Below are 23,367 nucleotides of genomic sequence, written 5' to 3'. Positions count from 1 at the left end.
CTATGAGCACTCCCAAAGGGGCCCTCGACGGCCTCAAAGTGATCGACCTCAGCCGCGTACTGGGCGGCCCTTATTGTTCTCAGGCGCTGGCCGACCATGGCGCCGAGGTAATCAAGCTGGAACCCTTGAGCGGCGATGAAACCCGCGGCTGGGGCCCGCCGTTCGAGGGTGACGACGCGTCCTATTTCCGCGGGGTCAATCGCAACAAGCAGGGGATTGCAGTGGACTTGTCCCGCCCCGAAGGCATCGGGTTGCTGATGCAATTGCTGGAGGACGCCGATGTCCTGATCGAGAACTTCAAACCCGGTACCCTCAAGCGCTGGGGAATTGATTACGCCGATGTCCTGAGCCAGCGCTTTCCCGGGCTGATCCACTGCGCGATCTCCGGTTTTGGCGGCGACGGCCCGCTGGGCGGCCTGCCAGGTTACGACGCAGTGATCCAGGCCATGGCCGGGCTGATGAGTGTCAACGGCGAAGCCGATGGCGGCCCGTTGCGCATTGGCCTGCCTATCGTCGACATGGTCACCGGGCTCAATGCGCTGGCGGGGGTGCTGCTGGCGCTCAATGAACGTCATCGCAGCGGTTTGGGCCAGTCGCTGGACATCACCCTTTACGACTGCGGTGTGTCATTGCTGCACCCCCATGTGCCGAACTATCTGGCGGCCGGCAAGGTTCCGCAGCGTACCGGCAATGCCCACCCCAATATCGCGCCCTATGACAGTTACCGCACCGCCAGCGAGCCGATTTTTCTGGCCGTGGGCAACGATCGGCAGTTTGCCAGACTGTGCGAACAACTGGGCGCCGGGGACTTGCCACAAGACCCGCGTTTTATCGACAACGGCGCCCGTTCGGTGCACCGCGAGGCCTTGAAACAGGCGCTGGAAAAGCTCCTGGCCCGGCACGACGGGGCGACGCTGGCGCCGCAGCTGATCCAGCTCGGTGTGCCCTGCGGCTCCATTGCCACCATCGACACCGTGGTTGTGCACCCGCACACCTTGCATCGCGGTCTGCTGGTGGAGATCGGTGACTATCGCGGCATTGGTTCGCCAGTGAAGCTCTCGCGTACCCCGGCCACCTATCGCAGCGCGCCTCCGGCCCTGGGGCAGGACACCCGCCAGGTGTTGCAGGGCATGGGGCTGGACGCGCAGATGATCGAAAAACTTTATGCCGCGGGCATTGTGCGCGGCTGATTCCTTACCAATACCGGAGTCCTGCGCATGCAATTACAACAACCCATCGGTCTGGTCGGCACGGGCGCCATGGGCCAGGGCATTGCTCAGGTCATGGCTCAAGCCGGGTTGAAGGTATCGCTGTTCGATACGCGCCCGGGTGCTGCCACCAACGCCCGGGAACAACTGGCGTCGACCTTCGCCATGCTCCGGCAAAAAGGCCGGATCACCCCCCAGGCGGCCAGCGCGGCGCTGGATCGGGTACAGGTGGTCAACAGCCTGCAGGAACTGGACGATTGCCAGGTGGTAATCGAGGCCATAGTCGAGGACCTGGAAGCCAAGCAGCAGCTGTTCCGGCAACTGGATGCGCTGCTCGATCCGGCGACACTGCTGGCAAGCAACACCTCGTCTCTGTCGATCACGGCAATTGCTTCGGTCTGCGCGCATCCGCAGCGGGTGGCTGGGCTGCACTTCTTTAATCCGGTGCCCCTGATGCGCATCGTCGAAGTGATTGGCGGTATCGCCACCGCGCCGCAGGTGATTGATCAGTTACAGGCGCTGGTGCGCCATGTCGGCCACTGTCCGGCGATCTGCAAGGACTCGCCGGGCTTTATCGTTAACCACGCCGGACGGGCATTCGGTACCGAAGCGCTGCGTATTCTCAGTGAAGGGGTGGCGCCGCCGGGCCTGATTGATGCGGTGCTGAGGGTCGGCGCCGGGTTCGCGATGGGGCCGTTCGAATTGCTCGACCTGATTGGCCTGGATGTCAGCCTGCCGGTGATGGAATCGGTATATCGCCAGTTTTATCAGGAACCGCGCTACCGGCCCCATCCGCTGTTGCACCAGATGCTGGCGGGCGGGCACCTGGGGCGCAAGAGCGGGCAGGGCTTTTATCGTTACCAGGGCAAGGCGGGTGCGCCACGCTTTGCCCAGCCGGTACCGGACTGCAAGCAGATCCCGCCCGTGTGGGTGGCAGGTGATGATGAAACCGGCAAAATCCGGCTGCTGAGGTTGCTCGAGCAACTGGGGGCCAGGATCGAGCATGGTCCGCAGCCATCTGCCGAGGCCCTGTGCCTGCTGGCGCCCCTGGGTGATGACTGCACCGAGTCGGCCCTGCGCCATGGCACCGATCCGGCGCGCACGGTGGCGGTCGACACCTTGCTGGAACTGGATAACCTGCGATGCCTGATGCCCACTCCGGTGACCCGGGTCGATATGCAACACGTCGCCCACGCCCTGTTCAGTGCCGATGGCGCCACGGTGGTGGTAATCGGTGACAGCTGCGGTTTTATCCTGCAGCGCACCCTGGCTTGCATCGTCAATCTGGGTTGCGACATCGCCCAGCAGGGCATTGCCTCGGTGGCTGACATTGATGGCGCGGTGCGCCTGGGTCTTGGTTATCCGCAGGGGCCACTGGCCTGGGGCGACCTGCTGGGCGTCGGGCGGGTGCTGCAGATTTTGCAGCGCATGCATGCCTTGACCGGCGACCCGCGTTATCGCCCCAGCGGCTGGTTGCGGCGCCGGGCGCGACTGGGAATCGCGCTGTGCCAGACGGAAAACCCGCTGCCCGCAGCCCACCTTGTTCAGCAGGAGATAAATCATGCTTGAGGCTTATGTTTACAGCGGTTTGCGAACGCCTTTTGGCCGCCATGGCGGCAGCCTGTCGGCGGTGCGCCCGGATGATCTGGTGGGTGAGCTGCTGGCCCGTCTGGTGCAGACCTCGGGCCTGCCCGTGCAAGCACTGGAAGACGTGATTCTGGGCTGCACTAACCAGGCCGGCGAGGACAGCCGCAACCTGGCGCGCAATGCTTTGCTCAGTGCCGGCTTGCCCATGACGGTGCCGGGGCAGACGGTCAACCGCCTGTGCGCCAGTGGTCTGTCGGCAGTGATCGATGCCGCCCGGGCCATTACCTGTGGTGAGGGTCGCTGGTATCTGGCGGGCGGGGTAGAGAGCATGTCTCGGGCGCCACTGGTTATTTCCAAAGCCGAGACTGCGTTCAGTCGCAGCCAGGAGATCGCGGACAGCACCATCGGTGCCCGTTTCGCCAACCCCCGGCTGGTACAGCGTTATGGCAATGACAGCATGCCGCAGACCGGCGACAACCTTGCCCGGCTGTACGACATCAGCCGCGAGGAGGCCGACCGCTTCGCCGCCGGCTCCCAGTCCCGTTATCAGGCGGCTTTGCTGGCAGGGGTGCTGGACGACGAAATCATGGCTGTAGACGTGCCTTCTGCGCGCAAGGGTGAGTCCCGTCAGGTAAGTGTCGACGAGCATCCACGGGCCCAGTCCGACTTCTCTGCGTTATCGCGGCTCAAGCCCCTGTTTGAGGGCGGGGTGGTCACTGCAGGCAACGCTTCGGGAATCAACGACGGCGCGGCCGCTCTGGTGCTGGGCAACCGAGAGATTGGCCTTGCCCATGGCGTGGCGCCGATGGCGCGGATTCTGTCCTCGGCGGTGGTCGGGGTAGAGCCACGGATCATGGGGATTGGTCCGCACCAGGCGATAGTGGTGGCGTTGCAGCGGGCCGGTATCGGCCTGGAGCAAGTCGATCTGATCGAAATCAATGAAGCCTTCGCGCCACAGGTGCTGGGGTGCCTCAAGGCCCTGGAACTGAGTTTCGACGACCCTCGGGTCAACCCCAACGGCGGGGCAATTGCCATGGGCCATCCGCTGGGCGCATCGGGTGCGCGGCTGGTACTGAGTGCCTGCCGTACCTTGCAGCGTCAGCAACAGCGTTATGCGGTGGTCAGCCTGTGCGTAGGTGTCGGCCAAGGCGTGGCGATGGTGATCGAGCGCGTGTGATTTTTTCGCAATACCCTCGAACCTAAAATAAAAACAGGGCGTGTAACCGCCCAAGGGAAAACTTTGCCATGAATACACCTTCACCCCTGTCCTGCCTGGTTCTGGGGACCTTGAGCTGTGCGGTCGGCCAGGCCGCACACGCCGACTTTGTCAGCGACAGTCATGCCAGCCTGGGCTTGCGCAATCTGTACTTCAGCCATGACTTTCGCGACCAGCGCGGACCGTCCGGGCAGGCTAAAACCGAGGAGTGGGCCCAGGGTTTCATGCTCAATTTCACCTCGGGGTTTACCCGGGGGACCCTGGGGTTTGGCGTGGATGCCCTGGTGCTGCAAGGCCTGACCCTGGACAGCGGTGCAGGCAGGCATCGCGGCAGCAGCATGATCCCGGACGATGGCCAGGGGGTTGCCAGTGACTGGAGCCGTCTGGGCCTGACCGGCAAGGTGCGGCTGGGGCAAACCGAAGCCCGGGTGGGTACTCTGCAGCCCAAATTGCCGGTACTGGTGGCCAACGACGGCCGTCTGTTGCCGCAAACCTTTGAAGGTGTACAGCTCACCAGCCATGACCTCGACAACCTGACCCTTACGGCCGGGCGTATTGAACAGGCCACCGGGCGCGGTTCAAGTGACCGCACCGGGCTGGCCGTGGCGGGCGGAACGCGCCAGAGCAATGACTTTGTGTTTGCCGGCGCCGATTACAAGGCCGGCCGCGATCTGCTCCTGCAGTACTACGCGGCCAACCTGGAGAACTACTACACCCAGCAGTTTTTCGGCTTGCAGCATACCTGGGCACTGGGTGAAGGGCAGTCGATCAAGACCGACCTGCGTTACTTCGACACCGGGTCGAGCGGGGCGAACGGCAGCGGCGGTGGTCGTTCTGACGGCTATCGGGTGGGGGGCTATACCCGCGATGGCAGAGGTGAAATCGACAACCGCACCTGGAGTGCGATGTTCACCTGGAACCTGGGTGGCCATGGGTTGACCGGTGGTTATCAAAGCGTTTCGGATGCCAGCAACTTCGTGCAGCTCAATCAGGGCTCATTGCCGGACAAGGGCGCGGGAGGTGCGAGCCTGTACCTGTTTACCGATCGCTTGCTGACCAGTTTCAACCGGGCCGGTGAGAACACCTGGTTCGGGCAGTACGCCTATGATTTTTCCACTGTTGGTGTCCCGGGTTTACGGGCGTCGATGGTCTACCTCAAGGGCGACGGGATCCGCACCGTTTCAGGGGATGAGCACAAGGAATGGGAACGCGATCTGTTGCTCGATTACGTGATCCAAGAGGGGACGTTCAAAGGGCTGGGGCTCGGGGCGCGGTATGCAACATTGCGTTCGCAGGCGGCCCCCGATCAGGACCAGACCCGATTGATTCTCAGCTATAGCCTAGCGTTGTTCTGAACGTAGGCGCGAGCTTTGAGGGAGCGGCCAGTAACCTGTAGGAGCGAGCTTGCTCGCGAGCTCTTTGTTGCGGTGTTGAAAAGCTCGCGAGCAAGCTCGCTCCTACAGGTTGTATACAACGCCCGGGCTTTGTGGGAGCTGGCTTGCCAGCGATGCAGACAATTCGACATGACTGCCGGCCCGCGGTGCTGCCATCGCGGGCAAGCCCGGCTCCCACGAAGGGTAGTGTGGTGCGGCTCCCCGATACCTGTGGGAGCTGGCTTGCCAGCGATGCAGACAAATCGACATGACTGCCGGCCCGCGGTGCTGCCATCGCGGGCAAGCCCGGCTCCCACAAAGGGTGATCTGTGGGAGCTGGCTTGCCAGCGATGGCGGTTAGGCCATCGCGAACAAGTTTGGGCTTAACCCCGGCGTTTGCGACGTGCTCGCCATACCAGCAGCAGGATCAAAACAATGACGCCGGCGGCAATCGCGCCCTGGGCCAGTGCGGCCAGGTGCGAGACGGGGCCGCCTGCGCGGGTTTGCTTGACCTGGGCGGCGCTGACTTTGACCTGCGGGTTGCCGTAATGCTCGGTCAGCCAGGTGGCCAGTGTCGCTACCTGCTGGTCACTCAGGGTCTTGGCGAAACCTTGCATGCGGATGTCCTGACCGTCAGCGCCACGTTTCACGCCTTCCAGAATCACCATTACCAGATTGGCCGGATTACTGCGTCCGACCGCCGTGTTGTGCAGCAACGAAGGCAGGGCGCCTTCAAAGCTGCCCTGGGCCTGGGCCTGGTGACAGGAACTGCAGTAGGCATCGTAGATCTGCGCACCGGTCATTTTGTCGCCATCAGCCGGCAACTCTACGCCACGGATGCTGTTCAGCTCGTCGGTGGCTTGGCCAAGGGCATACACCGGTTTGCTGTCAGCCGGGTTGTGCTGAGCAGGCAGGGCCTTGAGGTAAACGGCAATGGCCTTGAGGTCGCTGTCGTTCATGTACTGCAGGCTGTGATCCACCGCTTCGGCCATCGGCCCGGCAGCTTGTGCCTTGCCCCGGACTTCGCCGGTTTTCAGGTACGCCACCAGCTGCGCGTTGTCCCAGCCACCGATACCGCTGTTGAGGTCGGAGGTGATGTTCGGCGCGTGCCAGGTCCCTACATCACCACCGGCCAGCTCTTTGGACGAGACTTCGGCCATCAGCAGATTGCGCGGGGTGTGGCAGGTGCTGCAGTGGGTCAGGCCCTGAACCAGGTAGGCGCCACGGTTCCATTCGGGGTCGCGGCCGGTATCGGCAACGAAGGTGCTGTTGTCGAGAAACAACAGGTTCCACGCCGCCATGGACAGGCGAATGTTGAACGGAAACGGCAGCTCGGTGGCTTTGGTCGGGCTGTCCACCGGCTCCACGGCGTTCATGAAGTAGGCGTACATATCCTTGATGTCTTCATCGCTGACTTTGGCGTAAGCGGTGTAAGGCATGGCGGGATAAAGATGCTGGCCGTCGGCACGCACACCCTTGCGCAGGGCATCGCTGAACTGCTCCAGGCTGTAGTTGCCGATACCCGCCGTTTTCGACGGGGTGATGTTGGTGGCGATGATTTCGCCGATCGGCGTAGGCAGCGCCAGACCGCCGGCAAAGGGTTTGCCACCGGGCACGCTGTGGCAGGCGACGCAGTCACCGGCGGTGGACAGGTACTGGCCACGTTTGATCTGTGCGTCATCGGCAGCATTGACGTTGAGTGCCAGCAGCATCAGCGCGCTAAGGGAAACAAGATTCCAGTTCATGGCTCAACCCCGTCCCTGTTCAGTGGCAATGATCCGGTTCGGCAGGATGTGTTGCGCAGTGCGCAAGGTCAGTGCCGCAGCGGTCAGGGTCGAGTTCATGGTGGCGGAGGTCGGCATCACCCCGGTGCTGCAAATGAACAGGTTGTCGTGGTCGTGGGTACGGCCATAGCTGTCACAGACCGAAGTCTTCGGGTCGATGCCCATGCTCATGGTGCCGGTGATGTGCTGGTTGTTGGCAAAGCTGCCTTCGGCGCTGTAGCGCAGATTGGTCCCGCCCATCATTTCGGCAATCCGGGCGAAGTCTTTGTGGGACCGCGCTGCACCCTTGCGGGTGTATTCGTCGATGGCGTAGTTGACCTTGGGTTTTGGCAACCCCAGCTTGTCTTTCTGGTCGCTCAGGCTGATGCGGTTCTCAGGGTTGGGCAGTACTTCCAGCACGTCCTTGAGGCTCATTTCAAAGGCGGCGCGGTGACGCAACTGCTTCTCGAATTCGGCACCGTAGACCCCGGCCGTGATCAGCGCGTCAGTGGCGCTGTTGACCCGGGAAATATTGGTGAAATCCAGGCGATACGGGGCGTGCTCAGAGCGGAACTCACCATCGCGCATGGTATTGATCGAGCTCGGGCTTTGCGGGCCACGACCCAGCCACAGTTCTTCATCGGCATCGAAGGTCAGCGAGGTGCTCGGGTGGTCCATCAGGTTGCGACCCACCATGCCCGAGCTGTTGGCCAGGCCGTTGGGGTACTTGTCGCTGGCAGACATCAGCAGCAGTTTCGGGCTTTCGATGCCGTTGGCCGCGAGGATGAAAGTCTTGCCGGTGACCCGGTGCGACTGTTTGTCCGCGTCGAAGTAGTGCACGGCCACGATATGGCCCTTGTCATCATGTTCGATGCGGTAAACCACGGCGTTGACCTGCAGTTGGGCGCCTGCGTCCACTGCGGTCTGGATCGCGATGCCGCCATGGTATTGCGCGTCAATCGGGCAGATCGGCTGGCAGCTGTTGTTGCCACAGCAGGCCGGGCGACCGTCATAGGCGCGGCTGTTACGGGCCGTGGTGTTACCCACTACCGGGAACGCCGGGGCCAGGCGTTCGCGGATGCGGCGCATGGCGTAGGGTTCGGTCACGGGCTCCATCGGGAACGGCTGGCTGCGGGGTGAACCGGTGTTTTCGGCGCCTGACACGCCCCAGATCTCTTCCGCTTGCTGATAGAAAGGGTCGAGTTCTTCGTAGCTCATGGGCCAGTCGACGCCCAGGTTGTAGAGGGTCTTGATCCGCATGTCGCCGGGTACCAGGCGCCATGCCTGCGCTGCCCAGTGCCAGGTGGTGCCGCCGACGCCACGGATGTATTCGGCCGGGTACGGGTAAGGGCCGCCCTGGACCAGATAACCGTTGTCGGTGGGCTTGTAGATCGGGTGCGGGGCAATGTCGCTACAGGTGTAGGGCGACATCCAGTCACTTTTACGTGTCGAGTTGCGGAACGCGGCCACCACACGCCCGCGATCGATAGGACCGCCGGCTTCGAGAATCAGTACCGAAGCGCCTTGCTTGAGCAGGTGAGTGGCAGCCATGGCGCCGCAGATACCCGAGCCGATGATGACGATGTCCGCGGACAGTTGATCAGACATTGTTCACCTCTTTTTTCAATTCGACTGTCGGGTTGCGAGCCCAGCTTCCATAAGCGCCATAGGCATAGGTCGGTGGCTTGAGCACGTCAGCCACGATCTGCGCATTGAGTGCATGCTCGTACGCCAGGCAACGGGCCTGGGCGCCGCTGCCGACTACGCCCATGAACCAGGCCATGGCCACTTTGCGCGGCACGCTGGCCAGGGAGGATTTTTCGTCGTCCAGGGTCTTTTGCAGTTGCATGGGATCAATCTGGCGTTGATTGATCAGTGCCAGCAGCTCTTTGGCCGCCTGGGGAAAACCGGGGTCTTGTTCAACCAGGGCGTTGTACAGCATGCGGGCCAGCACCGGATCGAGGCTTTGACGCCCGGCGATGATCGCTGACAGCGCCACAAAGGCACCCTGTTCTGGCGTGTCGACCGTTTCGGCCAGGGCGAAGGGAATCAGGGACGCGGTATAAGCAGTCAAGAGCCCTTTCAGCAGCACGCGCCGCGTAGGCTTCTTCAGTTCATTCAGGCAATTCATGGTACTTCCTGTCGTGGCAGGTTTTCGTTATAGGAGTGAAGCTTGCGCAATCAGCGAAGTGATGGCGCGGGGGGGGGCGCTGGCGGTGGTTAGTCGCCAGCGGTAGGGGGAGGCAAGAATAACAAATGTTTAGCTAACTATCTTTAATTCTTTCAGTGCCCTGGCCGCTGCTACATAAGTGCCAGAATGCGCTGGCCCAGGGCTTCGGCGCTGGCTTGTGACGGGATGTTGGCAAAGCCGAGCAGAAGAGCCGACTGAGGTGTGCTCTGCAGGCTCCATTCGCTCAGTGCTTCGGCGAACAGGCCGTGCTGGCGCATGCGCTGCACCAGTAACCGGTCTGGTTGCGGATCTGCCAGGCGCAGGATCAGATGCATGCCTCCGGGGTTGGCATCAATCCGGATGTGTTCGCCCAGCACTTTGCTCAGCCCGCTCACGGCCATGGCCCGGCGTTCGCCATAGAGTTTGCGCATGCGCTGGATATGCCGGGCAAAGTGACCCTGGCTCATAAAGGCCGCGACGATGGCCTGGGTCAGTGGCGGGCAACCGCTGCGAAAAACCTGGCTGATGCTTTCGAAACGCTGGATTTGCGCTTCGGGTACCACCAGATAGGCCAGGCGTAGCCCGGGGAACAGCACTTTGCTGAAGGTGCCGCTGTAAATCACCCGGCCATCGCGGTCCAGGCTTTTGAGTGCCGGCAGCGGGCGACTGCTGTAGCGGTACTCGCCGTCGTAATCGTCTTCGACAATCCAGGCCTGTTGCCGGCTGGCCCATGCCAGCAATTGCAGGCGGCGCGGCAGTGCCAGGGATACACACAGCGGGCTTTGATGGGCCGGCGTGACAATGGCCGCCCGGTATCCCTGGCCCATGTCGTCGGGCAGGGCCATGCCGTCCTGATCCACAGCGGCGGGGACCGCTTGTATATCCAGGGCTTCGAGCAACTGGCGGGTGGGCGGATACCCCGGGTCTTCCACCAGCACCTGCTCCCCAGGTTTGAGCAAGGCATGGGCGATGAGCGACAGGCTGTCCCGATAGCCCGAGGTGATGAACACCTGGGACGGCGTGCAGCTAATCCCGCGGGCAACCTGCAGGTAACCGGCAATGGCGGTGCGCAACGATTCCAGGCCCTGGTCCGAAGGCAGGGCCATGTCCTCGATGGTGGCGCTGCGCACGCACCGAGCACTGATCTGGGCCCAGGTTTTTCGCGGGAAAACGTCCAGCGCCGGCAGGCCCATTTGAAAGGGCATGATTGCCGTTTGCCGGGGCAGGGCCGGGCTGGCGGCGGCAAGGGCAGGTAGCGGTCCGGGATTGAGGCTGATCCCCGGTGTCACGACTGTGCCTGCCTGACCCCGCGCCTGCAGATAGCCTTCGCCGGTCAGCAGTGAATACGCGCTGTCCACAGTGCCTCTGGCCAGGCCCAACTCTTTGGCCAGAGCCCGTGCTGCGGGTACCCGTTCACCGGGTTTCAGCGAGCCGCTGGCAATGGCCGCGCGCAAATGCTCATAAAGTTGACGGTAGATGGGTTCGCTGGAGCCCGGGTCCAGGGGGGAAATGCGCGGCGCGGTGGTTTTCATGGTCTGCCTGAAGGAATCATGGCCTATGGATAAAGACGATTCTTGGCTCTTTTTGGCAGGGCCAAGAATCGGCACTATGGCCCCACCTAATGTGCCACTGCAAGGACAGTTCATGAGTCAGCGTATCGATTACTCCAAGGCGTCACCGGAGGGCAACCGGGCATTTGCCAATGTCTATGCCTGTGTGCAAAACAGCAGCCTGCCCAAAGCCCTGATCGACCTGGTGTATCTGCGGGTTTCACAAATAAACGGCTGTGCCTACTGCATCGATCTCCACTCGCGGGATTTGCTCAAGCACGGCATGGCCGTGGAAAAACTGGTGCTGGTGCCGGTGTGGCAGGAAGGGGGGGAGTTGTTCAGCGCACGGGAGCGGGTTGCATTGAGATGGGCTGAAAGCGTCACCCGGGTCGAGCAAACCGGCGTTGGCGATGCGGACTATGAACTAGCAACCGCCGAATTCAGCGACCAGGAACTGGCGGACCTGACCTATGCCATCGGCCTGATGAATGCCTTCAACCGCTTCGGTGTGGCCTTTCGCATGACCCCGGCAGCGGCCCGGGGTTGATGCCATCGCTGGCAAGCCAGCTCCCACAGGAGAAGGGATGCCTTCCATCGCTGGCAAGCCAGCTTCCACAGGAAGAGGGATGCCTTCCACCAGTGGCAAGCCAGCTCCCACAGGAGAAGGGATGCCTTCCATTAGTGGCAAGCCAGCTTCCACAGGAGGAGGGATATCTTCCATCGCTGGCAAGCCAGCTCCTACAGGAAAAGGGATGCCTTCCATCAGTGGCAAGCCAGCTTCCACAGGAGAAGGGATGCCTTCCATCAGTGGCAAGCCAGCTTCCACAGGAAGAGGGATGCCTTCCACCAGTGGCAAGCCAGCTTCCACAGGAAGAGGGATGCCTTCCATCAGTGGCAACCAGCTTCCACAGGAGAGGGATGCCTTCCACCAGTGGCAACCAGCTCCCACAGGAGAGGGATACCTTCCATCGCTGGCAAGCCAGCTCCTACAGGAAGAGGGATACCTTCCATCAGTGGCAACCAGCTTCCACAGGAAGAGGGATACCTTCCATCGCTGGCAAGCCAGCTTCCACAGGAGGCGGGATATCTTCCATCGCTGGCAAGCCAGCTCCTACAGGAAAAGGGATGCCTTCCACCAGTGGCAAGCCAGCTTCCACAGGAAGAGGGATGCCTTCCATCGCTGGCAAGCCAGCTCCTACAGGAAGAGGGATGCCTTCCATCAGTGGCAAGCCAGCATCCACAGGAGAGGGATACCTTCCATCGCTGGCAACCAGCTCCTACAGGAAGAGGGATGTCTTCCATCAGTGGCAAGCCAGCTCCCACAGGAGGATGGATGTCTTCCATCGCTGGCAAGCCAGCTCCTACAGGAAGAGGGATGCCTTCCATCAGTGGCAACCAGCTCCCACAGGAAGAGGGATGCCTTCCACCAGTGGCAAGCCAGCTCCCACAGGAAGAGGGATGCCTTCCATCATTGGCAAGCCAGCTCCTACAGGAAGAGGGATGCCTTCCACCAGTGAGAACTGGCTTGTGTGGGAGCCGGCTTGCCGGCGATGGGGTCGGCCAGGCCTTTCTTAGAACTTCCAGCTGACCGACGCCGTCACGTTGCGCGGATCGCCATAGTTGCTTTGACCGTAGCGCACGCTTTGCAGGTACTTGCGGTTGGTGAGGTTGTCCAGGTTGAGCTGGGTGCTCCAGTGCGCATCGATGTCGTAGCTGGCCATCAGGCCCACCAGCGCGTAGGCCGCCTGGTTGGCCGCCGGGGCATCGTCGTTCTCGATTTTGCTTTGCCATTTCAGGCTGCCACCCACCTTGACCTTCGGCGCCATCGGCAGTTTGTAGGTCATGGATGAGGTCAGGGCATTGCGCGGGATGAATTTGCGCCCGCGGTCATTGTCGGCATCGGTGATGTACACATAGGTGTAGCCGCCGCTGATTTGCAGGCCCGGCGCCAGTTCCCCGGACGCCTCAAGCTCTATCCCGTCGCTCTTGTAGGACATGCCGTCATACAGATACCCGCCCAGCGCCGGATTAAAGCCGGCATAGGTGGCCACGTTGTCCTGCCTGGTGTGGAATACCGCCGCGCTGACATCCAGTTTGTTATCCAGCAAATGGCCCTTGATGCCCGCTTCGTAACTCTTGCCTTGCAGCGGGTCGATCACTTTGCCCTGGGTGTTGAGGTAGTACTGGGGATTGAATATCTCGGTGTAGCTGGCATACAGCGAGTATTGCTCGGTCAGGTCGTAAACCACGCCCGCATAGGGCGTGACCTTGCCATGGATGCTCACATCCCGGGCCGAGCCGTAGTTCTCGCCGTCGCTGTCGGCGCTGAGCATGCGCGCCCCGATGATCAGGTGCAGATCGTCGGTCAGGCTCAAACGTGTGCCGGCATAGACACTTTTCTGCCGGTCGGTGTAGTTCGAGGTATCAGCGGCATTGGCGATGTTGTAGGTGGGCTTGGGAATTACCCCGTTGAGGGCATCTTGCAGCGAGACGTCGGTGTCGTACGACGAGGAGCCATACAGCGAGGTCTCCTGGGTGCGCGAGCGGGCCACGTTGGCGCCGAAGGTCAGTTGGTGTTCACGACCGCCGAGGGTAAAAGGCCCGCTGAAGGAAATGTCGCCATCCAGCTCGCGGGTCTTGTCCTTGTAGTTGGAGGCAAGACCGGTGAACCCGGTGGCCGAGCCGCTGTCGCCATACACGTAGAACATGTCGGTGTCTTCGCGGTGCTCCATGGCGGTCAGGGTCAGCGTCGACTTCCAGTCATTGGCGAAGCTGTGTTGCCACTCGGCAAAGGCGCGGGTGGTATGCACGTCCCAGTACACCCAGGGTTGGGCGATGCTGGAACGGGTGCTGCTGTAGTGCAGCGCCTTGCCGCTGGCATCGGTCAGCGGCAGCGCGCCCCAGCTGGCGCCGTTGGCATTGCTCTTCTGGTCTTCGATGCCCAGGGTCAGGGTGTCGCTATCGCTCAGGTCGAAGGCTAGCAGGCCGCTGAAAATATTCTTCTCCCGGGAGTAGCGGTCGAGGTAGGAATTGCCCGTCTCGTTGGCATAAATCACCCGTCCACGGACATTTCCCGAGTCGGTCAGAGGCCCTGAGACATCGAGGTCGACGCGGCGCTTGTCCCAGGACCCGGCACTGACACTGACCTTGGCTTCGGTGTCATAGGTGGGGCGCTTGCGCACAAAGTTGACCGTGGCCGAGGGGTTGCCGCTGCCGGTCATCAGGCCGTTGGCGCCGTGCAAAATGTCCACTTGCTCATAGGGCGCCATGTCGATATCGCCCACCAGCAACCCGCCGTTCAACGGCATACCCATGCCGTCGTACTGAAAGTTGGTGATGTCGAAGCCGCGGGCGGTGAAGTAAGTACGATCGGTCTCGATCTTCTGCACGTTGACCCCCGGGGTGCTGCCCAGCACGTCGCGGATACTGTTGAGTTTGAAGTCATCCAGTTGCTCGCGCTTGATGCTGGTCACGCCTTGAGGGGTTTGCCCGGCGCTGAGGTTCAGGCGGGTGGTGCTGGCATTCGGCCTGGCCTGATAACCCTGCGGCGCGTCTTCACCGTCGCCAGTGATGCTTGTGGTGGGCAGGTCCAGGGTGTCGGCAACGGCACTGTTGAGAATGCCCAGGGCGATCAGGGTGAGGGCTGACGTGGGCAGGGTGAACATTTTGCGCATGATCTGCGAATACTCCGGGCATGGAACTGCGTAAACGAGAATGGGTTACAAATTTTTACATTCTCGCAAATAACAATCAATGCCATTTACCAATCTTTACGATTCGCGTTTACCGGAGGGGCGATCATGCTGCGGTCTACCCAACGGTAGGAGCGAGCTTGCCTCGCGAGCTTTTTGCACGTGGCGCATAAATCGCCAAGAGCTCGCGAGGCAAGCTCGCTCCTACAGGTTCAGGGTTCAGGTTGTTATTGGTCGATCAGGATCTTCGGGTTGGAGTTGCCCCATACGGTGTACAGGTCGGCCAGCAGCGCGCCGTTGATGTCTTCGACCTCTGCCTGGCTGATTTGCGCCTTGCCCTGTTGGCCGAACAGCACCACTTCATCACCGCTTTTCACGTCCGGGGCATCGGTGACGTCAACCATAAGGGTGTTCATCGATACTTTGCCCACCACCGGCACGCGGTGGCCGTTGATCAGCACAATGCCTTTGTTGGTGAACGCACGACGGTAACCGTCGGAGTAACCGACTGTGATGTTGGCCAGTTTCGAGTCACGACCCAGGGTGTAGGTGCGGTCGTAACCGACGGTATTGCCCTTGGGGTAGCTATTGACCGAGGCCACGTGGGACTTGAATTGCATCACCCGTTTGTAATCTGTGTGGGACGGTACGGTGTCACCGAACAGCGCGCCGCCGGGGCGGACCATGTCCAGATGCGACTCCGGCACTTCCAGGGTGGCGAACGAGTTGGCCGCGTGCAGGGTGATTTTGCTGCGATCGAGCCCGGCGACGTTCATCAGCCACTGCGCCTGCTGGTTGAAAGCCTTGAGCCCGGCGCGCACGTCATCGGCATCCTCGACGGCGAAGTGGGTCATGATCGCCCGTATTTCAAGGTTCGGCACTTTGGTGATGGCCACCGCGTCACGGCGCCCCTGGGCGGTGGTCATTTCCACGCCGTTACGGCTCATGCCGCTGGAGTTCAACCCCAGATGGACCACCAGCGGGCGACCGTGTTGCTCGGCAATCAGGCTGGCCCTGACCGCGAAGTCGAGGTTGCCCACCAGTTCTTCCATGTTGTACGGCAGCGCTGCTTCCAGCTCGCTGAGGGCGGCGGTGCGTACGCGGATCAACTGGCCCTTGAAGCCGCTTTCGCGCACCACACGGGCTTCTTCGTTGCTGGCAACCCCGACACAGGGAACGCCCATGGCAATCACCGACGGCATCAGCAGACCGATACCGTGACCGTAGGCATCGGCCTTGAGCACGGCGCAGATTTTCGACTTGCCATCCAGAGTGGCTTGCAGCACCCGGATATTGTTTTCAAAGGCAGCCTTGTTGATTTCGACCCAGGCATTGCTGTCCTGGGTACTGACCTGTGCCACACCATCGGTCATCGTCAGGGGCGGGGCGGCGAAGGCCGGGTTTTGCAGCAGAGCCATACCCAGAGAGAGGGCGAGCAGGGTGCGAGTGAAGGGCATCATCAGCGTTTCCATACTTTATTTTTAGGGAGGTAATAGGGCGGGGCGATACTAGATTTGACGCTGGCTAAAGTCACTCCCCTGGCCGCGGATCTGTCTCATTGTGTCGTGATGCCGATGATCTGTGGCCGATCCCCAAAGCTTGGCTATGCTCGAAAGTTTGCGGGGGGACGCGGGCGATGATTTCAGATCCGGAGATGTGTTTACGTTTGTTATTGGCGGCCTTGCTGGGCTGTCTGATCGGGCTGCAACGGGAGCATCTGTTCTGGTCCGCAGGATTGCGTACCCACATGCTGGTGTGTACCGGCGCCTGCCTGTTCATGATGGTCTCGGCCTTTGGTTTCCAGCAGGCCCTGACCATGCCCGGTACCCAGCTGGACCCTTCACGGATCGCGGCACAGGTGGTGACCGGCATCGGCTTTTTGGGGGCGGGCTCAATTTTGCAGCGTGGTGCCGTGATCAGGGGCCTGAACACCGCGGCCAGCTTGTGGGCAGTGGCCGCCATTGGCCTGGCGGTGGGCGGCGGGCTGTATACCTTGTCGGTGGCGGCCGCAGCCTTGATCCTGGTGATTCTGGCAATTCTCGGGCCGCTGGAGCGCAAGTACCGCGATTACCTGAAGGTGCATGTGGTCAGGCTGGTGGCGCCGACCGCTACGCTGACAATGAGCCGGCTCAAGGAGGTATTGGGCGCCCGGGCCGATAACATCAAGCATCTGGTGACTGAGCGGGGGCCGGTGCATGACACGGAAATCGTCACCATCGAGTTCAGGAACACGTCCCGGCTGGAGTACAACGCCATCGTCAACGACATCCTCGGCATACCGCAGGTTACTGAAGAGCAGTCTGTTCAGTAACCTGCGGTTTTGCAGCGGTCACGACTTGCTGTTGGCTCGCCCCGGATAATTGAGCACGAACTGCACGTGCGCCTTTACCCCTGTGGCAAGGGTCGCGTCATCGGCGGTGAAGTAGGGGCTGTGATTGTTGGGGGCCGAGGCCATGTCCTGGTCTGCGGGAGTGGCCCCCAGAAACACGAACAGCCCCGGGACCTTTTGCGCGTAATACGAGAAGTCTTCGCTGGGCGACAGCGAGGCGGGCAGCCGCTCAACCTTGCCCGGTGCTGCCAGCTCCAGTGCCGGCACCATGGCCTCGGTCAGGCCCGGGTTGTTGACGGTCACCGGGGTATGGTTGAGCAGCAAGAGATCGCCCCGGGTCTCATAGGCACTGGCAATGCCCTGAACCAGTGGCGGCATTTTTTTCAGGATGGTGTCGCGGATCGCCGGGCTGTTGCTGCGAATGGTCCCGGTGAGCTCGACTGACTGCGGGATGATGTTGCTGGCCGAGCCGCCATTGATGGTTCCGACACTGACCACGGCCATGCCCTGGCTCAGATCCGCACGGCGGCTCACCAGGGTCTGCAGACCACCAATGACGGCGCTGCTGGCAACAATCGGATCGGCTCCGCTCCAGGGTGCCGAGCCATGGGTTTGTTGACCGTTGAGGGTAATGCGGAACTGATCGCTGCTGTTAAGCACCGTGCCGGCCTTGTAGTACAGGTGCCCGGTGGGGTAGCCCGCCATCACGTGAACCCCGAAAATGGCTTCAACCTTGGGCGCGTCCAGTGCGCCGTCACGGATCATGGCCTGGGCACCGATCAGGGTATCGGTCTGCGAGTCATCCACATCGGCGGCGCCTTCTTCGGCCGGCTGGAACAGGAACACCACGGTACCGGCCACCTGGTCCCGATGCTCGGCCAGTACCCTGGCGGCACCCAACAGCATGGCGGTATGGGTGTCATGACCACAGGCATGCATCACCGGCACGGTTTTGCCCAGGCGTATGCCGGTGGCTTTACTGGCATAGGGCAGGTCGTTCATTTCCTTGACGGGCAGCGCGTCCATATCGGCACGCAGTGCAACCACCGGCCCGGGGAGGCCGCCCTTGAGCACACCGACCACGCCTGTTTTACCGACCTGGGTCCGCACTTCAATCCCCAGCGCCTTGAGCCGATCGGCCACCAGCGCAGCGGTTTTAACCTCCATATTGCCCAGTTCGGGGTTCTGGTGAATGGTGTGGCGCAGATCGATGACGTCCTGGTTGACCGAGGCGACCGCCGGGTCAACCCAGCTCAGGTCAGCGGCCTGGGTGGTGGTGGCAGTCATTGCGCTGATCAATGCAAGGTATAAGAGGCCAGGTCGTAGCGGCATGGGCATGCTGTTCACTTCTTGTTGTTGTGGATCCGCTCAGGGTATGTGGTTGCCCTGACGGGTTCAAAGGCAGCCGGCCGATAGTGTTCGATTACCGGGCATTGGCGCCGGGCCACCATCGTTGCCATCGCGGGTTAACTCGCTCCTGCAGGGGCCGCGATGTTGCTCAGGTGTCTTTGAATACGGCCATCAGCAAGGGGTCATTCAGGTACGCCACATTGAGCCGGGTCCAGGGGTTGATCCGCGACTGCTCGGGGGAAAAGATGTGCCCCGGGGCGATCATGAAACCCTTGGGCAGCAGTTGCCGGGTCAGCTCCCGGGCATCGTCGATGTGCTTGAACCTGGCCCACAGGTAGAGGCTCTGCTCTGGACGGCAGAATACTTCGGCGCCGATCTCGTCGAGCATCTGCAGGCCGGCCGCCGTCGCAGCCTTGAGCCGCTCCTGCAGGCGGATCAGATGCCGCAGGAAATGCCCCTCGGTCAAAATCACATCCACCGTGCGCTCGCAGAACTCCGATGAGCTGGTGTGCAACAGCATCTTCAGGTCACCCAGTTCGTCTATCAGTTCCTTGCTGCCGGCGATGAAACCGACCCTGAGCGCCGCCGAGACCGATTTCGAAAAGCTGCCCACATACAGCGAGTGCCTGAGCTGATCCAGTGCCGATACCTTGATGGCCGAAGCCGGCTTGAAGTCGGCCAGTGCATCGTCATCCACCAGAATCAAGTTGTGCGCCTGGGCCAGTTGCACCAGACGATGGGCGATGCCTGGCGAGATATCGGAGCCGGTGGGGTTGTGACCCACCGATTGAATGAAGAACAGCCTGGGCTTGTGCAGGCGCAGATGCTGCTCCAGCACTTCGATGTCCGGCCCTTCGGCTCGCCGCGGTACCGACAGCATGCGCGCACCTTGCAGTTGCAGCTTGCCGAACAGCGGGTAGTAGCCGGGGTCTTCCACCAGCACCGTATCGCCGGGGGCAATGAAGCGCCGGATGATCAGGTCCAGTGCGTGATTGGCGCCATGGGTGGTGACGATTTGCCGGGGTGTGGCGTTAATCGAATAGCTGGCCAGTTTCTGCACCAGATGCTGGCGCAAGCCGGCATTGCCCAGGCGGTTGCCATAGCGAAACAGCGTGCTGACGCCGGTGCGCATGATCTGTCGGGTGAATTTGTCCAGGCGCATATCCATCAGCCATTCCACCGGCGGGAAGCCCTCACCCAGGGGCGAATGCCCCGGCTCGCGGACAAATTGCTGGCGCATCAGCCAGACGGTGTCCATGGCCCTGGCGTAGGGCAAGGGTTCGTCGGCTTCGTGGCTGGCAAGCGCCCCCTGACGCACGAAAAATCCCTGCCCGTGGCGGGCCTCGACCAGCCCCTGGGACGCCAGCGATTCGTAGGCATTGATTACCGTGTTTTTCGAATGGCCGAACAGGCGCATGCATTCGCGCAGCGACGGCAACCGATCCCCTGCACGATAGGTTCCATTGCCGATTTGCTCGCACAACGAAGCAGCCAGTTGCTGGGGGAGTGTCAGGCGCGTCATGGTCCGGAGTCCCTGAAATCAGAGGAGGGTACAGCTTGGGTACTGTTTGTCCGAACTGTACCTTTTACCCGGAGCCAAGGCGAATTAGGGTGCAGGTCAAACAATAAAGACCACAGGATTTGTTTATGAGCCTTGATTCGCGCCTTCCGATGTTCCGCAGCATGACCCCGTCCGCGCGTCTGGGGCACTTGCAAGAGGTGCTCGAACTGAGCGCCGAGGACGTTGCCCTGCTCAGCGATGCGGGTGCACTGGCGCTGGAAGTCGCCGACGGGATGATCGAAAACGTCATAGGGACCTTTGAACTGCCCTACGCGGTTGCCAGCAATTTCCAGATCAATGGCCGCGATGTGATAGTGCCGATGGTGGTGGAAGAACCTTCGGTGGTGGCTGCGGCGTCCTTCATGGCGAAACTGGCGCGCGAGGCCGGGGGCTTTCAGACTTCAAGTTCGCTACCGCTGATGCGGGCCCAGGTACAGATTGTCGAGGTTCCGGACCCGTACAACGCCCGCCTGAGCCTGATGCGGCGCAAGGACGAAATCATCGAGCTGGCCAACCGCAAGGATCAGTTGCTCAACAGGCTCGGCGGCGGTTGCCGCGATATCGAGGTGCATACCTTCGCCCAAAGCCCGCGCGGGCCGATGCTGGTTGCCCACTTGATCGTCGATGTACGCGATGCCATGGGCGCCAACACCGTGAACACCATGGCCGAGGCCGTGGCTCCGTTGATGGAAGAGATCACCGGCGGCAAGGTGCGGCTGCGGATTCTTTCCAACCTCGCCGACCTGCGTCTGGCCCGGGCCCAGATCCGCGTGGCACCGCAGTTGCTGACCACGGCTTCGTTCAAGGGCGAGGACGTGATTGAGGGCATTCTCGATGCCTACAATTTTGCGGTGGTTGACCCTTACCGCGCCGCCACCCACAACAAAGGCATCATGAACGGGATCGACCCGCTGATCGTTGCCACGGGCAATGACTGGCGGGCGGTGGAGGCGGGTGCCCACGCTTATGCCTGTCGCAATGGTCATTACGGCTCCCTTACCACCTGGGAAAAAGACACCGCAGGCAATCTGGTGGGCACCCTGGAAATGCCCATGCCTGTGGGCCTGGTGGGCGGCGCCACCAAAACCCATCCGCTGGCCCAACTATCGTTGCGCATCCTGGGGGTGAAGACTGCCCAGGAACTGGCCGAAATTGCCGTGGCCGTAGGCCTGGCGCAAAACCTCGGCGCATTGCGGGCGCTGTCTACCGAAGGCATTCAACGTGGACATATGGCCTTGCACGCCCGCAACATCGCCCTGTCTGCGGGGGCCCGTGGCGAAGAGGTGAGCTGGCTGGTGGCACAAATGGTCGAGGCCGGTGATGTGCGTGCCGACCATGCGGCCACCTTGCTCAAACACAAGCGCGGGCTGTAGGACTGCCCCGCCAACCCTGTAGGAGCGAGCTCTTGGTCACCGGGTTGAAAAAGCTCGCGAGCCAGCTCGCTCCTACAGACAAGATGGCCCCTGCCGGGGTAGGCGCCATCTCTTCATCTCCATAACAATAAAAGTGGGAGAACTCTTTGAAACCCGAACTCTACGAAGTATGGGGCGACACGGTCGATGCCCGTCACCTGGTGTACGCCATTGGCATTGGCGCAGTGATCAGCCTCAGCGCATTTTTCGTCGCCCAGCACTTTCTGCTGATGTGGGTGGAGTCGGCGCAGATGGCACGGGCCTACGCCATGCTGGTGGGCATCCTCGGCTGTCTGGCAGGCGGGGCCATCAGTGCCACCCTGTTTAAACCCAAGCGCCATGTGGTGGAGCATCAGGCTGACCCGGCATGGCGCGCGCAAGTGCTGGTGGAATTGCAGAACGAGTTCGGCGACCTCGGGCGGCTCGCTGACTTGCCGCCAGAAACCGTGGCCGAGCTTCGGGAAATGGACCTCTACGATCTGTTCGCCAACTATGAAAAGGACCTGGCTGCAGCCCCGGTCGCTGATGCGGCCAGTGGCCTGAGTGTCAGTGGGAGCCGGTCATGATCGCGCCCTTGCTGGAGCAGATTGTTATCGCCCTGGGCATGGGCATTTTGGGCGCGGTGATTTTTGCCGGTATCGGGCTGATTTCCGGCAGCGATGAAACCACGACCCTGGCCCCTTTGACCCTGCTGGTGGTGTTGCTCGGAGTTCCGGCCCCCGGCGTGCTGACCTTTTTTCTCGCCGGCGCCGTGGCCAAACACATGACCCACGCCGTGCCCACTGCACTGCTGGGTATCCCCGGCGACACCCTGGCCACACCGCTGATGCGCGAAGCCAACCTGTTGCGCAAGCTCGGGGTGCCGCATATCGCCTTGCGCAAGATGATCTCGGGGGCGGTGATCGCCGCCTTGATCGCGGTGCCGATGGCCGTGTTGTTCGCGGTGATGCTGGCGCCGTTCGGCGATGCCATCAAGCGCAGTGCACCGTGGATTTTCCTGGCGGCGGCGATCGCCATTGCCTGGTTTTCCAAGGGCCGGCTGGCGGCCGTACTGGCCTTGATTCCCTTTGTGCTGATCATCCTCGGTTTGCAAGCCCTCACCGGGCAATTCGGGGTCAAGCTCAGCGTCAGTTACTTTCTGGGCATTGCCATAGGCCCGTTGATCGCGGCCCTGTTCGCCTTGCTTGCACCTGACGAGCGCCGCAGCATGCGTCGCAGCGAAGTGCGCACTTTCTCCCTGTCACCGGATGTCAAAAGCGCCGGTGGCTACTTCCCCAATCCGTTGAAGGTGCTCGACAGCCAGCAAAGCCGCTGGACCGCCATCACCGCGGTAATTTCCAGCGCCACCTTTGTCTTCAGCCCGGTGGCCATGACCGTGATTCTGGGAGAACTGGTCGGCTCCAGAATCAAGCATGTCTACCATCGCCTGACCACGGTGATCACTGCGCGCAACGGGGTGACGGAGTCGACCTACATCGCCGAAGCGCTGATCCCGCTGATTGCCTTCGGACTGCCCCTCAGCCCGGTGGCGGCGGGCCCGGCAGCACCGCTGTTCAATGCACCGCCACGCTTTACTGTGGACTCGGCCACCGGTGAGGTGCACAACCTGCACACGCTGCTCAGCACCTGGGAGTTTTTCGGCTACGGCATGCTGGCGGTGATCGTTGCGATTCTGATCGCCTATCCATTCACCATGAACTACGCCTACCGTGCGGCTTCCTGGGTCACGCGCAAGATCAGCCACGAGGCGGTAATCGCCACCTTTGTGGGGCTGATACTGGTGATCGGCATTTGGGAAGGCGGCTTGCTGGGGCTGCTGGTGATCGTCACCGTGGGGCTGCTGGGCGGGTTCCTCTCGCGTTTTCTGGGCTTCAACATCGGTGTGCAGTTCATGGGCTACTACACCGCCGTACTGACCGTGCCGGCGCTGCTATGACTCTGTAGAAGCGAGCTTGCTCGCGAGCTCCTGGTCTTGAAATAGCTCGCTCCTACAGGTTGGAAGGGCAAAAAATCATAAATTCGAAAAGCCCCGCCCGGGGCTTTTTTTATGCCTAAGGTAATGCGAATAAGTTATTGGCTGACTCTTTTTAAGATCGTTTAGCTTTAAGTCATCGCCGGTTACAAACCGCTAAACGTCTTTTTGTTGATTCTTGGGG

At 61.6% G+C, this 23,367-nt stretch carries 18 protein-coding genes; 10 read left to right on the top strand and 8 right to left on the bottom strand.

Features of this window, described 5'->3' with window-relative positions:
• Positions 1–2: 2 nt before the first annotated feature.
• From FEZ21_RS15835 to FEZ21_RS15820, 4 genes are all read left to right on the top strand, one after another.
• Complete coding sequence (locus tag FEZ21_RS15835) at positions 3–1,190, top strand: CaiB/BaiF CoA-transferase family protein (protein ID WP_160627790.1); 1,188 nt, start codon at positions 3–5, stop codon at positions 1,188–1,190.
• A 27-nt stretch (positions 1,191–1,217) separates the two neighbouring features.
• Complete coding sequence (locus FEZ21_RS15830) at positions 1,218–2,777, top strand: 3-hydroxyacyl-CoA dehydrogenase (RefSeq protein WP_003445956.1); 1,560 nt, start codon at positions 1,218–1,220, stop codon at positions 2,775–2,777.
• Complete coding sequence (locus FEZ21_RS15825; protein WP_003445947.1) at positions 2,770–3,972, top strand: 3-oxoadipyl-CoA thiolase; 1,203 nt, start codon at positions 2,770–2,772, stop codon at positions 3,970–3,972. The genes FEZ21_RS15830 and FEZ21_RS15825 overlap by 8 nt, the downstream gene beginning before the upstream one ends.
• Positions 3,973–4,040: 68 nt before the next feature.
• Entirely contained in the window at positions 4,041–5,366 is a 1,326-nt protein-coding gene (locus FEZ21_RS15820; RefSeq protein WP_003445946.1) for an OprD family porin, read from the top strand.
• 401 nt (positions 5,367–5,767) lie between these two features.
• Here FEZ21_RS15820 and FEZ21_RS15815 read toward each other — a convergent pair whose 3' ends face one another.
• The 4 genes from FEZ21_RS15815 to FEZ21_RS15800 all read right to left on the bottom strand — a co-directional run bounded on the left by FEZ21_RS15815 (position 5,768) and on the right by FEZ21_RS15800 (position 10,849).
• On the bottom strand, positions 5,768–7,129 hold the full coding sequence (locus FEZ21_RS15815; protein WP_160627788.1) for a cytochrome c: 1,362 nt from the start codon (positions 7,127–7,129) through the stop codon (positions 5,768–5,770).
• A 3-nt stretch (positions 7,130–7,132) separates the two neighbouring features.
• On the bottom strand, positions 7,133–8,755 hold the full coding sequence (locus FEZ21_RS15810; protein WP_003445936.1) for a GMC family oxidoreductase: 1,623 nt from the start codon (positions 8,753–8,755) through the stop codon (positions 7,133–7,135).
• Entirely contained in the window at positions 8,748–9,278 is a 531-nt protein-coding gene (locus FEZ21_RS15805; RefSeq protein ID WP_010657187.1) for a sugar dehydrogenase complex small subunit, read from the bottom strand. Before FEZ21_RS15805 ends, FEZ21_RS15810 begins: the two co-directional genes overlap by 8 nt.
• Positions 9,279–9,448: 170 nt before the next feature.
• Positions 9,449–10,849: a PLP-dependent aminotransferase family protein gene (locus FEZ21_RS15800; RefSeq protein ID WP_010657186.1), complete on the bottom strand. Its 1,401-nt coding sequence runs from the start codon at positions 10,847–10,849 to the stop codon at positions 9,449–9,451.
• A gap of 112 nt (positions 10,850–10,961) precedes the next feature.
• Between FEZ21_RS15800 and FEZ21_RS15795 the strand changes: the two genes are divergently transcribed.
• A complete protein-coding gene (locus FEZ21_RS15795) occupies positions 10,962–11,414 on the top strand; it encodes a carboxymuconolactone decarboxylase family protein (protein WP_010657185.1) in 453 nt (150 codons plus the stop codon).
• A 331-nt stretch (positions 11,415–11,745) separates the two neighbouring features.
• Positions 11,746–12,384 carry a hypothetical protein gene (locus tag FEZ21_RS15790; protein WP_160627786.1) on the top strand — a complete coding sequence of 213 codons (639 nt, stop codon included), beginning with the start codon at positions 11,746–11,748 and terminating at the stop codon, positions 12,382–12,384.
• 54 nt (positions 12,385–12,438) lie between these two features.
• Here the strand turns inward: FEZ21_RS15790 and FEZ21_RS15785 are convergent, their stop codons facing one another.
• Together FEZ21_RS15785 and alr are read right to left on the bottom strand one after the other, a co-directional pair.
• Positions 12,439–14,541 carry a TonB-dependent siderophore receptor gene (locus tag FEZ21_RS15785; RefSeq protein WP_160627784.1) on the bottom strand — a complete coding sequence of 701 codons (2,103 nt, stop codon included), beginning with the start codon at positions 14,539–14,541 and terminating at the stop codon, positions 12,439–12,441.
• A gap of 245 nt (positions 14,542–14,786) precedes the next feature.
• Complete coding sequence (gene alr / locus FEZ21_RS15780) at positions 14,787–16,016, bottom strand: alanine racemase (RefSeq protein WP_029612909.1); 1,230 nt, start codon at positions 16,014–16,016, stop codon at positions 14,787–14,789.
• 179 nt (positions 16,017–16,195) lie between these two features.
• Between alr and FEZ21_RS15775 the strand changes: the two genes are divergently transcribed.
• Positions 16,196–16,870 carry an MgtC/SapB family protein gene (locus FEZ21_RS15775; protein WP_003445922.1) on the top strand — a complete coding sequence of 225 codons (675 nt, stop codon included), beginning with the start codon at positions 16,196–16,198 and terminating at the stop codon, positions 16,868–16,870.
• 18 nt (positions 16,871–16,888) lie between these two features.
• Here FEZ21_RS15775 and FEZ21_RS15770 read toward each other — a convergent pair whose 3' ends face one another.
• Positions 16,889–18,175 (bottom strand): amidohydrolase, encoded by a 1,287-nt coding sequence (locus FEZ21_RS15770; RefSeq protein WP_127195328.1) that lies wholly within the window; start codon positions 18,173–18,175, stop codon positions 16,889–16,891.
• Positions 18,176–18,386: 211 nt separating this feature from the next.
• Positions 18,387–19,760: a PLP-dependent aminotransferase family protein gene (locus FEZ21_RS15765; RefSeq protein WP_003445906.1), complete on the bottom strand. Its 1,374-nt coding sequence runs from the start codon at positions 19,758–19,760 to the stop codon at positions 18,387–18,389.
• 125 nt (positions 19,761–19,885) lie between these two features.
• On the opposite strand from FEZ21_RS15765, the gene FEZ21_RS15760 reads away from it, so the two are divergent.
• The 3 genes from FEZ21_RS15760 (at position 19,886) to FEZ21_RS15750 (ending at position 23,147) form a co-directional block, all read left to right on the top strand.
• Entirely contained in the window at positions 19,886–21,172 is a 1,287-nt protein-coding gene (locus tag FEZ21_RS15760) for a hydroxymethylglutaryl-CoA reductase, degradative (RefSeq protein ID WP_160627782.1), read from the top strand.
• Positions 21,173–21,318: 146 nt separating this feature from the next.
• Positions 21,319–21,777 carry a hypothetical protein gene (locus FEZ21_RS15755; protein ID WP_160627780.1) on the top strand — a complete coding sequence of 153 codons (459 nt, stop codon included), beginning with the start codon at positions 21,319–21,321 and terminating at the stop codon, positions 21,775–21,777.
• Positions 21,774–23,147, top strand: a complete 1,374-nt coding sequence (locus FEZ21_RS15750; RefSeq protein ID WP_003445898.1) for a tripartite tricarboxylate transporter permease — start codon at positions 21,774–21,776, stop codon at positions 23,145–23,147. Before FEZ21_RS15755 ends, FEZ21_RS15750 begins: the two co-directional genes overlap by 4 nt.
• Positions 23,148–23,367 lie beyond the last annotated feature (220 nt).

The organism is Pseudomonas sp. 9.1(2019), assembly GCF_009910445.1.
Taxonomy (GTDB): domain Bacteria; phylum Pseudomonadota; class Gammaproteobacteria; order Pseudomonadales; family Pseudomonadaceae; genus Aquipseudomonas; species Aquipseudomonas paraversuta.
The sequence above is the reverse complement of the archived record's forward strand: the minus strand, read 5'-3'. Positions and strand labels throughout refer to the sequence as shown.

Coding starts and splice junctions, on each gene's coding strand:
- FEZ21_RS15835 (WP_160627790.1), top strand. CDS start 3: ATGAGCACTCCCAAAGGGGCCCTCGACGGCCTCAAAGTGATCGACCTC.
- FEZ21_RS15830 (WP_003445956.1), top strand. CDS start 1,218: ATGCAATTACAACAACCCATCGGTCTGGTCGGCACGGGCGCCATGGGC.
- FEZ21_RS15825 (WP_003445947.1), top strand. CDS start 2,770: ATGCTTGAGGCTTATGTTTACAGCGGTTTGCGAACGCCTTTTGGCCGC.
- FEZ21_RS15820 (WP_003445946.1), top strand. CDS start 4,041: ATGAATACACCTTCACCCCTGTCCTGCCTGGTTCTGGGGACCTTGAGC.
- FEZ21_RS15815 (WP_160627788.1), bottom strand. CDS start 7,129: ATGAACTGGAATCTTGTTTCCCTTAGCGCGCTGATGCTGCTGGCACTC.
- FEZ21_RS15810 (WP_003445936.1), bottom strand. CDS start 8,755: ATGTCTGATCAACTGTCCGCGGACATCGTCATCATCGGCTCGGGTATC.
- FEZ21_RS15805 (WP_010657187.1), bottom strand. CDS start 9,278: ATGAATTGCCTGAATGAACTGAAGAAGCCTACGCGGCGCGTGCTGCTG.
- FEZ21_RS15800 (WP_010657186.1), bottom strand. CDS start 10,849: ATGAAAACCACCGCGCCGCGCATTTCCCCCCTGGACCCGGGCTCCAGC.
- FEZ21_RS15795 (WP_010657185.1), top strand. CDS start 10,962: ATGAGTCAGCGTATCGATTACTCCAAGGCGTCACCGGAGGGCAACCGG.
- FEZ21_RS15790 (WP_160627786.1), top strand. CDS start 11,746: ATGCCTTCCATCAGTGGCAACCAGCTTCCACAGGAGAGGGATGCCTTC.
- FEZ21_RS15785 (WP_160627784.1), bottom strand. CDS start 14,541: ATGCGCAAAATGTTCACCCTGCCCACGTCAGCCCTCACCCTGATCGCC.
- alr (WP_029612909.1), bottom strand. CDS start 16,016: ATGCCCTTCACTCGCACCCTGCTCGCCCTCTCTCTGGGTATGGCTCTG.
- FEZ21_RS15775 (WP_003445922.1), top strand. CDS start 16,196: ATGATTTCAGATCCGGAGATGTGTTTACGTTTGTTATTGGCGGCCTTG.
- FEZ21_RS15770 (WP_127195328.1), bottom strand. CDS start 18,175: ATGACTGCCACCACCACCCAGGCCGCTGACCTGAGCTGGGTTGACCCG.
- FEZ21_RS15765 (WP_003445906.1), bottom strand. CDS start 19,760: ATGACGCGCCTGACACTCCCCCAGCAACTGGCTGCTTCGTTGTGCGAG.
- FEZ21_RS15760 (WP_160627782.1), top strand. CDS start 19,886: ATGAGCCTTGATTCGCGCCTTCCGATGTTCCGCAGCATGACCCCGTCC.
- FEZ21_RS15750 (WP_003445898.1), top strand. CDS start 21,774: ATGATCGCGCCCTTGCTGGAGCAGATTGTTATCGCCCTGGGCATGGGC.